Genomic DNA, 13,096 nt, shown 5'->3' with positions numbered 1-13,096 from the left:
TGGCTGACCGAGTGGTAAGTGCCGTGAGGCAGCCACGGTGGGCTGGAACGGCGAGTACGCGGACCCGGACACCGGCATGGTGTGGCTGCGGGCCCGTTGGTACGACCCGGCCTCGGCCAGGTTCATCACGGCCGATCCGTGGCACGGCGACCCATCGGTGCCGGCGTCACTGAACCGATACCTCTACGCGAACGCGGATCCGGTCAACAACACTGACCCGACGGGTCTGTCTACGATGATCGAGCAGCAAGCCTCGATGCAGCTCAGGCTCGAAATCAACTCGATCTCGGCGGGATACTACCTGGGGCTGCTCTCGACCTTGAGGACAGCGACCGCACTTCTGGCAACCACGGCGGGCGTGCTTGCCGCCGGGGGAGCTGCATACTGGGCGGTCGCAGGGCACGCTGGCGATCCGAACGATCAGGACGGTATCGATGGCCCCCGTCCAGAGCCTCAGCCTCAACCGCAGGGGCCGCGCGGTCCGAACAGCCCTCCGCCTACGGCCGTCGACACGTGCCAGATACCACCCGGGTCCGAGCCAGAGACCCTCTATCACTACACGAGATGGGACACAGTCTCGTATGTCGAGAGGGATGGTGTCCGAGCGGTCTTGGGTGCAGGCAAGATCTGGCTGTCGCCGACGCTCTACACGTCGGCAGGTGCCGCGCAGACAAACCTCGCTCTCCCCGATCCGCCGCCAGATGGCTACTATGAAGTGCCTCGCGAGCGTCTTGAGGACATCTATGGGCCGTACTGCGTCGATCCCCTGTTCGGACAGCCCGGCGGCGGAATCGAGTACTGGACGACCCGCCCGATCAACATGGAGGGGCTGACATTCCATCCGTTCCCGTGAAACGTGAGTTCGTCGGCATCCTTGATGATGTCAACGGGGGTATTTGGTTCATCGTGCGCGCTGAGAGCGCGGAGCGTGTATCCCGCGCGCTTCCGCAACTCCACGTGTTCGAGATCGCGGAAGCTCCTAGTGTGGAGATGATGGATCTCGACCGCCTCCGGGCTCAAGTGGGCGCAGGAGTGGACCCTCGTGAGCCAGTAGCTGATCGGGATCTCGCCGCCCAAGAGGAGTTTCTGCGCTATCGCGAGCGAGTGATGGAGCAGCTTCGCGACGTCGAAGCCCGTTCGCAGGTGCCGCGGGAAGTTCGCGAGCGAGTGGCGCCGCTTCCTCGCTGGTTGGACATAGACGACTGCGGCGAGCTCGCGGCCTACCTGAAGACCCGAGGGGGTGCAGGACCGTCCGCTTCAGCGGCCACTCGAGCACAGCGCAGCCGCCGAGACTGATCGAGGGTGTGATCGCGCGTGGCGCAACCATCGTCGATATTGGCGCCGCCGCATCGCGACCGGCTAGATACGCGACGCACCCGCCGTTGAGGCGATGGACCTGGATCGGCTGCGCGCATTCGTCCTGCCTTCGGAGGACCCCATGCGCCCGGTGCAAGACAGGCCCCTCCACCACCAGCGCGAGTTCAGCGCGATGCGCTCTCGTCTCCTCGACGCGGCGCGTCAACGGTTGGCAAGCCTGGAGTCGATGTCGCCATCGCCGCTGCCAGGGCCCCCGCCCGCGCGATGGGTGGTGACCGACAATTTCGACGAGCTGCTCGACTACCTACGAGCGTTGCCCCCGTCCTCCGGTCGAGTGTGAAGGTGTGACAGACGCTGTGGACACGGCCCCCGCTTCTGGCGGATTCGCAACGCCAACCACGCCTGAGGTCGACGTCACATATCCACTGGTGCGGATGCGCAAGGACGGCGCACACTCGCGAGACGTCATCGCGGTGCATGCACGCGGTTTGCGACAAGAGGCTCTTGACCGAGCGGCGTCAGGCATGGTGTCCGGGTTCCGGCGAGGCTCAGGTGCTTCCTTCCGATGCGGCTGAGGTCATCGGCTCGGTCCCCGATGTACTCACTGGGTGAGGGATGGGCCGGGCCTTCTCTCGGCAGCGATGTGACGCGCCTGGATGCACGAAGGCCCGGCCCCCTCGCGGGGACCGGGCCTTCCGTGACTGGCTGAACTGAGCGGCTACTCGCGAGCGGCCTGTGCGTCGCCCTCAGGGCCGTTCGAGGCTCCGGGGTCGCGCGGCACGTCGGCGCCCTCGGTGTCGCCGCCGCCCACCTTCACCTCGGGGTCGGTGCCGAGCGGCTCGCCCACGACGTCGTCGCGGTCGATGCCTTCGAACGAGAACTCGCCCAGGATGCCCTCGCCCTCGGCGTCCACGCGGATGATCTGGCCGCTGGTGACCTCGCCGAACAGGATCTTCTCGCTCAACGGGTCCTCGATCTCGCGCTGGAGTGCACGACGCAGGGGTCGCGCTCCGAGCACGGGGTCGTAGCCCTTCTCCGCGAGCAGCTTCTTGGCCGCCTCGGTGAGCTCGATGCCCATGTCCTTGTCCCGCATGCGCTCGTCGAGACGAGCGACCATGAGGTCGACGATCTGGATGATCTCGTCCTGCGTGAGCTGCGGGAAGACCACCACGTTGTCGACGCGGTTGAGGAACTCGGGCTTGAAGTGCTCCTTGAGCTTGCCGTTGACCAGCTTGACCATCTCGTCGTAGCTGTGGCCGGTCTCGGACTGCATCGAGAATCCCGTCGCCTGACGGCGCGAGATGGTGTCCGCACCCAGGTTCGTGGTCATGATGATGATGGTGTTCTTGAAGTTCACCTCACGGCCCTGGGCATCCGTCAGCTTGCCGTCCTCCAGGATCTGGAGCAGCGAGTTGAAGATGTCCGGGTGGGCCTTCTCGACCTCGTCGAACAGCACCACGGAGAACGGCTTGCGGCGCACCTTCTCGGTGAGCTGGCCGCCCTCCTCGAAGCCCACGTAGCCGGGGGGCGCTCCGAACAGGCGCGCGACGGTGTGCTTCTCGCCGTACTCGGACATGTCGAGCGAGATCAGCGAGTCCTCATCGCCGAACAGGAACTCGGCGAGCGCCTTGGCGAGCTCGGTCTTTCCGACACCGGTGGGGCCGGCGAAGATGAACGAGCCGCCGGGACGCTTGGGGTCCTTGAGGCCGGCACGGGTGCGGCGCATCGACTGGGCGAGGACCTTGATGGCCTGCTCCTGTCCGATGACCCGCTTGTGCAGCTCGGACTCCATCGACAGCAGTCGCGAGGACTCGTCGCTGGACACGCGGGTGACGGGCACGCCGGTGGACATCGCGAGCACCTCGGCGATCAGGTCCTCGTCCACCACGGCCGCGACGTCGAGGTCGCCCGACTTCCAGGCCTCCTCCTTCTCCGCGCGCTCCTCGGACAGGCGGCGCTCCACGTCACGCAGCGACGCGGCCTTCTCGAAGTCCTGCTCGTCGATCGCGGACTCCTTGTCGCGACGCACGTTCGCGATCTTGTCGTCCAGGTCGCGCAGCTCCGGCGGGCTGGTCATGCGGCGGATGCGCAGGCGCGCTCCCGCCTCGTCGATCAAGTCGATCGCCTTGTCCGGCAGGAAGCGGTCCGAGATGTAGCGGTCCGCCATCTGCGCGGCGGCGACGATCGCATCGTCCGTGATGGTGACGCGGTGGAAGGCCTCGTAGCGGTCGCGCAGACCCTTGAGGATCTCGATCGCGTGGCTGAGCTCCGGCTCCGGCACCTGGATGGGCTGGAAGCGGCGCTCGAGCGCGGGGTCCTTCTCGACGTGCTTGCGGTACTCGTCGAGCGTGGTGGCGCCGATGGTCTGCAGCTCGCCTCGGGCCAGCATGGGCTTGAGGATGCTGGCGGCGTCGATCGCGCCCTCGGCGGCTCCGGCTCCCACGAGCGTGTGGATCTCGTCGATGAACAGGATGATGTCGCCACGGGTGCGGATCTCCTTGAGCACCTTCTTGAGGCGCTCCTCGAAGTCACCGCGGTAGCGCGAGCCGGCCACGAGCGAACCGAGGTCCAGCGTGTAGAGGTGCTTGTCCTTGAGCGTCTCGGGCACGTCGCCGCGCACGATCGCCTGGGCCAGGCCCTCGACCACGGCGGTCTTGCCGACGCCGGGCTCGCCGATGAGGACCGGGTTGTTCTTGGTGCGGCGCGACAGGACCTGCATCACGCGCTCCATGATCATCTCGCGGCCCACGACGGGGTCGAGCTTGCCCTCGCGCGCGGCCTGCGTGTAGTTGCGGCCGAACTGGTCGAGCACGGTCGAGCCGGAGGGCGTGCCCTCCTGCGGGCCGCCGGCGCCGGAGGTGGCGGGCTCCTTGCCCTCGTAGCCGCTCAGCAGCTGGATGACCTGCTGGCGAACGCCGCCCAGGTCCGCGCCCAGCTTGCCAAGCACCTGCGCTGCCACGCCCTCGCCCTCGCGGATGAGGCCCAGCAGGATGTGCTCGGTGCCGATGTAGTTGTGGCCCAGCTGCAGCGCCTCGCGCAGGGACAGCTCGAGCACCTTCTTGGCGCGGGGCGTGAAGGGGATGTGGCCGGACGGGGCGTGCGACCCCTCGCCGATGATCTCCTGGACCTGCTCGCGCACGCCGTTCAGGGAGATGTCCATGGCCTCGAGCGCCTTGGCGGCGACGCCTTCGCCCTCGCGGACAAGGCCGAGGAGGATGTGCTCCGTACCGATGTAGTTGTGGTTGAGCATGCGCGCCTCTTCCTGCGCGAGCACGACCACACGACGGGCCCTGTCAGTGAACCGTTCGAACATGGTTTCCTCCTCACATCATCCGGCCGTATCGCCGGGGTCGCCGCAGTCACCTGTGGCATTGGATCCAGGCTAACGAGGGGGAGGTCGTGCTCATGCCCATGTTCGCCACCGGCGTGACAGGTGTGACCTTGTCGTGACAGACGGCCGATGCCCGCTTGCCTTATCGACTATCGTTGCGTATTGTTTGTCGATAACAACGAAGAACGATATGGAGGAGTCATGAACGAGAGCATGCAGCTCAGCAAGTCGGACAGGATCGGTATGGTCATGTCGATCGTGATAGTGGCCTTCGGCGCCGGCATCACTGTGCTCGCGGCCGTGAGGCGGCTGCTCGAGGTGGGTGATGGACGGGATGTGCCGGTCACCGTTCCGCTCGCCGGCGAGTCTGCATCGTTGCCGCTCGGACCGGATGGGGCAGGTGTGACCGCCACCGTCGAGATGGCGACCGTCACCGTCCCCGACCCGGCGCCCGCCACGGCCTTCGCGCTGTACGCGGAGCCCGTGTGGATGGCCGTCATCACGCTGCTCGGCATCGGCGTCGCCGCCCTCTTCTTCCTCAGGCTCGCCAGGGGGCATGCCTTCACTGCTGGCTCCTCGCGCCTGGCATACATGGCCGCAGGGATCGTCGCCGTCGGATGGCTCGGATCATCGATCCTGACCAACATGACCACTAACGGCGCACTCTCGGCGATCAGCGACTACACGTACGAGGCCGTCACGTTCGAGGTCAGCCTCGCACCGGCCCTCGTCGTGCTGGTCGTCGCGGCCGTAGGTGCGGCGCTGCAGATCGGTGAACGTCTCCAGCGCGAGACCGAGGGCCTCGTATGAGCCCCGCGGACGCGCCCGACGACGGCACGGGCATCCACTGCCGGCTCGACGAGCTGCTCGAGGATCGCGGCATGACGCTCACCGCGTTGAGCGAGGCCGTGGGGGTCTCCGTCGTCAACCTCTCCGTCCTCAAGAACGACCGCGCCAAGGCGATCCGCTTCTCGACCCTCACCGCGATCTGCGACGTGCTCGGCTGCGAGGTGGGGGACCTGCTGGTTCGCTCCCCCTGAGCCGTCCCCGGCACGGCCTCCGGATGCTCTCCGGATGGTGCCTGGGCCCGCGATTCGGACGCCGCTGCCTCCCCCGTTGTCCTCAGGTCCCATCGGTTGTCCACAGATTGCCAGGGTGTCCCCCGCTCGGCGACCATTGCGGGTACCCGTGGAACATGAGCGTCGAGTCGCAAGCCCTCATTGACTACCTCGAGGGCTCGGCCCTGGCCCTGCCGCGCCAGGAGATCCAGCGACGGTGGTCGCGCGCGGCGCTGCGGGCTGCGATCCGCTCCGGCCGAGTGTCCCGCCTGCTGCCATCCGTCTACGCCGCAGCGCTACACGCTCGCTCCTTCCGCACGCGTGCGTCCGCAGTGGCGGCCCAGTACGACGCCGTCATCATCGGCCCCGCCGCGTGCCACCTGCTTGGCCTCCTGGAGGCTCCGCGCGTCATCATCATCGCTGGCGCTCCGGGCCAGACGGAGCCAGCGACGCCGTGGCTCACGTGCCAACGCTTGAGCGTGCCGATCCCGCATGTCAGGCTACGAGACCTGCCCGTGCGCGTCGCCGCGCCTGCCTTTGCGGTGGCGACGGCGTACGGCCGGCTCGAGCCAGCGGTCGGGGCGGACTTGGTCTACCGCTCCGTGCAGCGCCGCAGGGTGAGGCCGGCCGAGCTCGAGAGCGCCGTAGCGGCGCTTCCGAGAATCCCGGGCCGAAGGAGGCTCGAGGCGCTGGTGCGGGCGGTGGCCGGCGGGTCCGAAAGTCACCTCGAGACGCGTGGCCTGCAGCGAGTCTTCAACACTCGCGACTTTCGCGGGTTCGTGCGCCAGCATGAGGTGGTCGTTGAGGGTCAACTGTCGCGCCTCGACATGTACCACCCAGCAACCCGGACGGCAGTCGAACTCGACGGGGCCGGTCACGCCGAGCCCGGTCAGCGCGAGCGCGACATCGCCCGCGACGCGCGCCTAGCCACCGCGGGAATTCTCACGGTGCGGTTCTCATGGCGCCAGCTCACGACGCAGCCGGAAGAATGCCGGATCCGAGTGCGGCAAATCCTTGAAGCGCGGGCTCGTGGGACGCCGCGCAATCTGGGGCGGGCCAAGCTCCAGGAGATGGGCCTCAGAACAATCCGGGCCGCAGCGAGCGATCCTGAGACAGGCTGGCTCGACAGCTGACGGCTCACGCCTCCAGCAGGATGGTCATGGGTCCGTCGTTCACGAGCTCGACGTCCATCATCGCTCCGAACACCCCGGTCCCCACCTCGAGTCCGCGCGCCCGCAGCGCCTCGACCACGGCCTCGACCATGGGCTCCGCTATGTGGCCTGGCGCCGCGCCATTCCATGACGGCCGCCTGCCCTTGCGCACGTCCGCGTACAGCGTGAACTGCGAGACGACGATGATGGGCGCCCCCGCGTCGGTCGCACTCCGCTCGCCCTCGAGGATGCGCAGCTCCGCGATCTTGCGGGCGATGGTGTCGATCTGCTCGGGGCCGTCGTCGTGCGTCGCCCCCACGAGCGCGACCAGGCCCTGCCGGTCGAAGGACGCGGTCACGGTGCCCTCGACCGTCACCGAGGCGCGCGAGGCGCGCTGAAGGACCGCGCGCATCGGCTCAGCTCCTGTGGCCCGTCACCAGCCGCCGTTGGCGCGGTTGCCGCGCCCGCCGCCGCCGTAGTTGTTCTCGCGCACCTTGGGGCGCACGTCGACGAAGTAGTAGAGCACCACGGCGATCGCCGCGATGCCCAGGAGGCCCAGCGCGCCACCGCCGCCGAACCCGAAGAGGTTGGGACCGAAGGGCAGCGGCGGCATCGACACGAAGGCGACCACAGCTGCGACTCCCAGCAGCACCAGCCACAGCGCCTTGGACTTCTTGCCTGCGTTGACGAAAGCGGAGTCCGGGTACTTGACGGCGTCGATGAGCGCCCAGATGGAACCCACCAGGGCGCCGGCGGAGATGAGCCAGACGACCAGGGCCTGCAGGAATCCGAACACGGGCGAGTCCTCCGTCGAGCTAGGGGGCGGGGCTCAGGCCAGTCTAGGCGGCAGGACGGTGAGCCCCTCCGCTCGTGCGGCGTCCGCGAGACGGTGGTCCCAGGCGGCGAAGACCGGCGAGGCATCGCGCAGCAGGAGTGCGCTCGCGAGATGCAGGGCGTCCCCGGCCCTCAAGGGCCGACGGTCCGCGAGGTCGCCGGCATGCTGGGCGAGCTCGGCCGTGACCTCGACCTTGGTGAGGGAGGGCCACAGCTCCTTCCACTTGTCGCGCGCCTGCGCGGCCGGCGCGGCGTCGATGCGGCCGATGCGCTCGGCGGCTGCCAGCACCGAACGCACCTCGGCGTCCGCGATGCGCGAGGTGACCAGCGCATCGGCGTGCTTCCACAGGCCCACCGCGAGAGGGGAGCCGGTCTCGAGCACGCACAGCTTCACCAGCGCGGAGGTGTCGAGATAGACGAGTGCCACGCCCTACCTCCGCATGCGGCCGAGCAGACTCGACAGCGCATCCTTGGCGGCCTCGGCCTGGGGCAGGCGGGGGACGGCGCGGGACCCGGCGGGCGGCGTCACCAGACCCTCGGCCTCGAGACGCGAGAGCAGGTCGGCGGACTCCACGCCGGTGAGACGAGCGACAGGCACGCCGCGTTCGGTGATCACCACGGACTCGCCCTCCTTGGCGGCGTCGACGGCCTTGGAGAGGTCCTTGCGCAACTGCGTCACTGAGAGTTCCACACGAGCCACGGTACTCCGGCGAGTGCGCGCGCGAGCGAGAACGCGCGGGTCAGGAGGGCAGGTCGCCGCCGTCCGCGGCGCAGCCCTTGCCCATCAGCAGGCCCTTCATGGTGGGACCGGGCTTGTCGGGGCGGTCCGCAGAGAAGCCATCCGCATTCACGATGAGCTCCTGGGCGGCGGCCAGCGGCCCGCCGTCAGACGGCACCATCAGGACCGTCGAGGGGTCCACCGAACGCTTGAGCATCGCCAGGGCGATGGGACCCAGCTCGTGGTGGCGTGCCACCGAGGTGACGCGACCCACCTGCTTGGCATCGTCGCCGTCGCCCTGCATCACCGGCGCACCGGGCTCAGGAAGGGCATGCCCGGAGCCGTCGAGGTGCAGCATCGTGAGGCGGCGCGGCGGCCGGCCCACGTTGTGGACCTTGGCGACGGTCTCCTGGCCGCGGTAGCAGCCCTTGTGGAGGTGCACCGCGGTGCGCAGCCAGTCCAGCTCGTGCGGCAGCGTGGTCTCGTCCACCTCGCGGATGGCGCGTGGCCGATGCGCGGCGATGCGGGCCGCCTCGGTCGCCCAGGTGCCCACGAGGGTCCAGCCCGCGGCGACGCGGGCATCGATCTCGCCCTCCAGGCTCGCGCGAGGGACGATGACCAGACGCCAGGCGCGCTCGGCGCCGGGGTGAGGCTCGTCAGGGCTCTGCGCATAGGTGGTGCCGCCTGCGGTGACCCCCGGCCAGGGGTCCACCCACGTGACGGGCTCGCCATCGCTCGCAGGAGCGCCCACGGCCTCGCCGATCGCCGCCCACTCGGCCGTCGCATCCGCCACCTCGACGCGCAGCATGAACCGCATGCGGTCCAGGAAGGCTGCGAGGCGCGCCGCCGTCTCCGAGATGAGCCAGGCGGTCTCGCCATCGTCCACCACGCTCGCGACGTGCTCGATCCGGCCCTGGGGCGACAGGATCATCGTCTCCGTGGACTCGCCGGGGGCGAGGGCGCCCAGCTGCTGGCTCGTGAGCGAGTCGAGCCACGTCAGCCGGTCCGGCCCCGTGACGGTGACGATGCCCAGGTGCGACTGGTCGGCGACCGCACGGCCCGCCTCGAGCGCACGCTGCTCAGCGGTGGGGTCGCCGTAGTGCCAGGCGACCCCCGCATCGGCACCCGTGTCGTCGACCGCGCCGTGGCGCGCGAGGAGAGGTGAGGAAGTCATGGCGGGGGAACGTTCTGCCTGCGCGGGGGATTCCACGGCGTCACTCGCCCGCGGTCGCGTCCGGTGCGTCCGCGCGAGTGAGCTCCGCGCTCATGTAGGACTGCAGCTCCTCGCCAAAGGCCGCCAGGTCCCACGCCCACATCAGCGTGCCGCCCACGTTGCCGTACATGCGGGTCGCGCCGCGCACCTCGGGGCCGGACTCGGTCGCGGCGGCGAAGCGGGTCGCGAGGTCCACGCGGCCGTTGCCCACGGCGCCCATGTAGCAGGTGAGCAGACCCGAGGCGTCCGTGAGGACCACTTCGAGCGGGTGCTGGAAGTCCTGGAGCTCCACGCCCTCGGGCGCCTGCGGGGCCACGCGCCAGAAGCCAGACTCGACAGCCCACACCTGGACGGGCTCGCCGTCCTCGCCGCGCAGCGAGGTGGTCGCGGTGTAGGTGAGGTAGGGGCCGCCGTCGTGGTCGAACACCACCTCTTGGAGGATCTGCGCTCGCGGCACGCCGGGGTACGCGACCTCGCCATGGCCGGTCCACCGGCCCACGAGCCACGCGAGCGGGTAGACCTCCGGTGCGAGGCCCTCGGGAAGGACGAACGTCACCGGCGCGGGCTCCGCAGCACGCGCCAGCCGATGATCGCGGTGATCCAGGCGGTGGCGCCGAACGCCGCGACGGCGAGGGCGGTGAAGACGATCTCGAGTCCAGTCATGATTCTCCGATCCTAACGCGGGTGAGCGCGGGGACGGCCTCAGGCGGCGCGGGCACCCGCGCGCTTGAGCAGGAGGTAGATCTCGCAGCCCAGGCAGAACTCGAACACCGCGTTGAGGAACGATGCGACGGTCACCAGTGCGGCGAACAGCCAGAAGCCCCATGCGAGGCCCAGCAGGCCCAGCACGAGGGCTGCCGTGCTCATCGCGAGACCCATCTGCTGGGCGAAGCGGGGCGGCCGGAAGGACTCGGTCTCGCTGGGAGCGCCGATGCGCGGGCGAACGAGTCGCTTGAACAGCGCGGCCTGCACGGTCGCCTGCGGCCCCACGGTTGCGCCTGGCAGGAAGAGAAGAGCGAGCAGCGCCATGACGGCGAAGCCGGCGGTCGTCGCGCCCAGCACCAGCGCGAGAAGCGCGAGCACCAGTGTGACGCCGGCGCCGAAGCGATAGCCGCGTGGATCGATCTGCAGGTCCTGGGTCTGTGCTGACATGGCTGCCTCCTTGGCGAGGATTCTAGATGGAGTAGCCGGAGGCCCGGCGCCCGACCGCGTCGAGCGCCTCGCGTGCCTGCTCGACGGTGGGAGCGCCGTCCATCCGTGCGACCACGACGCCGGTGCCATCCAGCACCAGCGTGGTGGGAGTGCGCATGATGTGGTGCTCGCGCGCGAGGTCCAGTCGCTCGGAGGCGTCGATCTCTAGGTGGGTGACACCCACGCGCTCGCCCGCCACGCCCTTGAGCAGACGCGCGGTGCCGGGGCACTTCGAGCACAGCGGGGTGCTGAACTGCACGAAGGTCGCGTGGGGACCGCGCGGTGCGCCCAGCACATCGGCCGTCAGCTCTCCCTCGCGGACCACGTCACGCACCCGGCCCTGCCGGCGCTGCCACCACGCATACGCGAGGCTCGCGGCGGCGAGCAGCGCGACGATGAGGACGATGCGTATGAGCATGGGTGCGAGGGCTCCTAGGTGGGCGGGCTAGCCGATGAGGAGGCGCCCGCCCAAGTAGACGAGCACCCCGGCCACCAGAACAGGGGTGACGGCCGAGGCTATTCCCGCCCACACCGAGTGCGGGCGGGGCTCGCGCCGGTACAGCTCGGCCAGGAGCACCACGGACACGCCCGCGGCGATGCCCACGAGGATTCCTCCGTACCACGTGATCGAGTCGAACAGGAAGCCGGTGACGCCCCCCGACGCGGCGCCGAGCACGAGCGCGAGCACCGTGTTGATGGTCGCGTGGTTGGTCACCACCGAGGCCACGGCGGCCATCGCGAGCGCAGCGGCGCCGGCCACCACGAGGTCCTCGGCTCCTGCGGTGCGGCTCGATGCGACCCATGCGGCCCCTGAGGCGGCGACCGCCCCGCCCGCGGCGGTGGCTGCCACCGAGGTGACCGCCCGGCCCGGTGCGGAAGGCAGAAAGATCTCCGTGACCAGCGCCGCGACCACGATGCCCGCGACCGCGACCACCATGTAGCGCAGATAGGGCTCGTCGCGGCCCAGGATCACGGCGATCAGGGCGACGATCGAGCCGGCGCCGATGATCGCGGTGCTCACCCAGTGCCGCGACGTGCGCGTGAGGATGGGCCACCCGACTGCGAGGCCGGCCATGACGAGCAGCACTCCTGCGGCCAGATACCGCGTCCCGAGGAACCCCGTCGCCGCGATCACCGAGGCCGCGACAGCAGTGATCGTCGCCCGGGTGGTGGGATTCATGGGGGTTAGTGTCTCACTTGTCTCGCCGCTACAGTTAAGGCCGAACGGAGGTGGCGATGGCAGACCTGCTCGTGCTGACCCCGTCCCAGGACGGGCCGGCCGAAGTCCTGCCTGCGCTCGGACTGCTGTCCCACCGCACGCGCGTGCTGCCGCCCGAGCCGTCCGCCATGCTCGACGCTCTCGACGCGGACGTCGTGATCGTCGATGGCCGTCACGATCTCGCCGAGGCGCGCAACAACTGCAAGCTCGTGCACGTCACGGGCGTGTCGGTGCCGCTGCTGCTGGTGCTGCGCGACGGCGGGATGTCCATCGTCAACGCGGACTGGGGCGCGCACGACGTGGTCCTCGCAGACGCCTCGCCCGCCGAGGTCGAGGCACGCATCCGCCTGGTCATCGGCCGCGCGAACACGGAGGATCCCCTCGAGAAGGCCGCCGAGTTCATCTCCGGCGACCTCACCGTCGACGTGGGCGGCTACACCGCCCGCCTCAAGGGCGTCCCCCTCGACCTCACCTACAAGGAGTTCGAGCTCCTCAAGTACCTCATGCAGCACCCGGGCCGCGTCTACACCCGCGACCAGCTGCTGCAGGAGGTGTGGGGCTTCGACTACTACGGCGGCACGCGCACCGTCGACGTCCACGTGCGTCGCCTGCGCGCCAAGCTGGGCGCGGAGCACGAGCACCTCATCGGCACGGTCCGCAACGTGGGCTACCGCTTCGACCCGCCGCAGCCCAAGCCCCTCAAGGAGCCCGCGGCGTCGCAGGATGAGGACAAGCCGCGCGTCTAGAGGGCGGCGCTGGAGTGCGTCGGGGCCCTCTCCGAGCAACGTGACGCTCTCCCTGAGCCCGGGGGAGGCGAAGAATGGCGCCAGGTAGGATGTCCAGCATGGCCCACCACTGCTCACGTGACGCGATCGCGCCACCCGAGCTGCTGGTGACGCCCCAGCCCGGCACCAACGGCTATGTGTCGACGTGGGGTGCGCTGTGCTCCGGATGCCAGCCCCCGGCAGCCGTCGCCTGAGCGTTGGCGCCGTGGTGCGATCTCACCGCCGTGAGATACGTGCCCCCGGCCCGACGGTGACCCTGATCCGACGACCCCCGGGACC

General features: G+C 69.4%; 17 protein-coding genes. 7 read left to right on the top strand and 10 right to left on the bottom strand.

The features are described from left to right. The first annotated feature begins 37 nt into the window (after nt 1–37). A complete protein-coding gene (locus Dac01nite_RS08870) occupies nt 38–853 on the top strand; it encodes an RHS repeat-associated core domain-containing protein (RefSeq protein WP_203656055.1) in 816 nt (271 codons plus the stop codon). After that, the gene (locus Dac01nite_RS08865; protein ID WP_203656053.1) at nt 850–1,296 is read left to right on the top strand and encodes a hypothetical protein; all 447 of its coding nucleotides are present in this window, start codon (nt 850–852) and stop codon (nt 1,294–1,296) included. The genes Dac01nite_RS08870 and Dac01nite_RS08865 overlap by 4 nt, the downstream gene beginning before the upstream one ends. A 739-nt stretch (nt 1,297–2,035) precedes the next feature. Here the strand turns inward: Dac01nite_RS08865 and Dac01nite_RS08860 are convergent. After that, nucleotides 2,036–4,630 carry an ATP-dependent Clp protease ATP-binding subunit gene (locus tag Dac01nite_RS08860; protein ID WP_203656051.1) on the bottom strand — a complete coding sequence of 865 codons (2,595 nt, stop codon included), beginning with the start codon at nt 4,628–4,630 and terminating at the stop codon, nt 2,036–2,038. A gap of 219 nt (nt 4,631–4,849) precedes the next feature. On the opposite strand from Dac01nite_RS08860, the gene Dac01nite_RS08855 reads away from it, so the two are divergent. From Dac01nite_RS08855 to Dac01nite_RS08845, 3 genes are all read left to right on the top strand, one after another. After that, on the top strand, nt 4,850–5,458 hold the full coding sequence (locus tag Dac01nite_RS08855; RefSeq protein ID WP_203656050.1) for a hypothetical protein: 609 nt from the start codon (nt 4,850–4,852) through the stop codon (nt 5,456–5,458). Then, the gene (locus Dac01nite_RS08850) at nt 5,455–5,688 is read left to right on the top strand and encodes a helix-turn-helix domain-containing protein (RefSeq protein ID WP_203656048.1); all 234 of its coding nucleotides are present in this window, start codon (nt 5,455–5,457) and stop codon (nt 5,686–5,688) included. The genes Dac01nite_RS08855 and Dac01nite_RS08850 overlap by 4 nt, the downstream gene beginning before the upstream one ends. Before the next feature lie 155 nt (nt 5,689–5,843). Next, nucleotides 5,844–6,839, top strand: coding sequence for an endonuclease domain-containing protein (locus tag Dac01nite_RS08845; protein ID WP_203656045.1), 996 nt, complete (start codon nt 5,844–5,846; stop codon nt 6,837–6,839). Nucleotides 6,840–6,843: 4 nt separating this feature from the next. Here Dac01nite_RS08845 and dtd read toward each other — a convergent pair whose 3' ends face one another. From dtd to Dac01nite_RS08800, 9 genes are all read right to left on the bottom strand, one after another. Continuing rightward, a complete protein-coding gene (dtd, locus tag Dac01nite_RS08840) occupies nt 6,844–7,269 on the bottom strand; it encodes a D-aminoacyl-tRNA deacylase (protein WP_203656043.1) in 426 nt (141 codons plus the stop codon). Nucleotides 7,270–7,290: 21 nt separating this feature from the next. Further along, nucleotides 7,291–7,653, bottom strand: a complete 363-nt coding sequence (locus tag Dac01nite_RS08835) for a DUF2516 family protein (protein ID WP_203656041.1) — start codon at nt 7,651–7,653, stop codon at nt 7,291–7,293. 33 nt (nt 7,654–7,686) lie between these two features. Then, on the bottom strand, nt 7,687–8,118 hold the full coding sequence (locus tag Dac01nite_RS08830; protein WP_203656039.1) for a type II toxin-antitoxin system VapC family toxin: 432 nt from the start codon (nt 8,116–8,118) through the stop codon (nt 7,687–7,689). A 3-nt stretch (nt 8,119–8,121) separates the two neighbouring features. After that, a complete protein-coding gene (locus Dac01nite_RS08825) occupies nt 8,122–8,382 on the bottom strand; it encodes a type II toxin-antitoxin system Phd/YefM family antitoxin (RefSeq protein ID WP_203656038.1) in 261 nt (86 codons plus the stop codon). A 49-nt stretch (nt 8,383–8,431) separates the two neighbouring features. Next, the gene (ygfZ, locus tag Dac01nite_RS08820) at nt 8,432–9,583 is read right to left on the bottom strand and encodes a CAF17-like 4Fe-4S cluster assembly/insertion protein YgfZ (RefSeq protein ID WP_203656037.1); all 1,152 of its coding nucleotides are present in this window, start codon (nt 9,581–9,583) and stop codon (nt 8,432–8,434) included. 40 nt (nt 9,584–9,623) lie between these two features. After that, a complete protein-coding gene (locus Dac01nite_RS08815; RefSeq protein WP_203656036.1) occupies nt 9,624–10,178 on the bottom strand; it encodes a heme-binding beta-barrel domain-containing protein in 555 nt (184 codons plus the stop codon). 146 nt (nt 10,179–10,324) lie between these two features. Next, nucleotides 10,325–10,774: a DUF4395 domain-containing protein gene (locus Dac01nite_RS08810; RefSeq protein WP_203656035.1), complete on the bottom strand. Its 450-nt coding sequence runs from the start codon at nt 10,772–10,774 to the stop codon at nt 10,325–10,327. A 22-nt stretch (nt 10,775–10,796) separates the two neighbouring features. Beyond that, nucleotides 10,797–11,231, bottom strand: coding sequence for a thioredoxin family protein (locus Dac01nite_RS08805; RefSeq protein ID WP_203656034.1), 435 nt, complete (start codon nt 11,229–11,231; stop codon nt 10,797–10,799). A 27-nt stretch (nt 11,232–11,258) separates the two neighbouring features. After that, nucleotides 11,259–11,993 carry a hypothetical protein gene (locus Dac01nite_RS08800; RefSeq protein ID WP_203656033.1) on the bottom strand — a complete coding sequence of 245 codons (735 nt, stop codon included), beginning with the start codon at nt 11,991–11,993 and terminating at the stop codon, nt 11,259–11,261. Between the two features lie 56 nt (nt 11,994–12,049). Between Dac01nite_RS08800 and Dac01nite_RS08795 the strand changes: the two genes are divergently transcribed. Both Dac01nite_RS08795 and Dac01nite_RS12200 read left to right on the top strand, forming a co-directional pair. Continuing rightward, complete coding sequence (locus tag Dac01nite_RS08795) at nt 12,050–12,778, top strand: winged helix-turn-helix transcriptional regulator (protein WP_203656032.1); 729 nt, start codon at nt 12,050–12,052, stop codon at nt 12,776–12,778. 98 nt (nt 12,779–12,876) lie between these two features. Further along, a complete protein-coding gene (locus Dac01nite_RS12200; protein ID WP_275404540.1) occupies nt 12,877–13,011 on the top strand; it encodes a hypothetical protein in 135 nt (44 codons plus the stop codon). The last annotated feature ends 85 nt before the right edge of the window (nt 13,012–13,096 follow it).

The sequence above is a fragment of the Demequina activiva genome (genome assembly GCF_016862815.1).
In the GTDB taxonomy this organism is placed as follows: Bacteria; Actinomycetota; Actinomycetes; order Actinomycetales; family Demequinaceae; genus Demequina; species Demequina activiva.
This window is presented reverse-complemented; position numbering and strand designations above follow the sequence as displayed.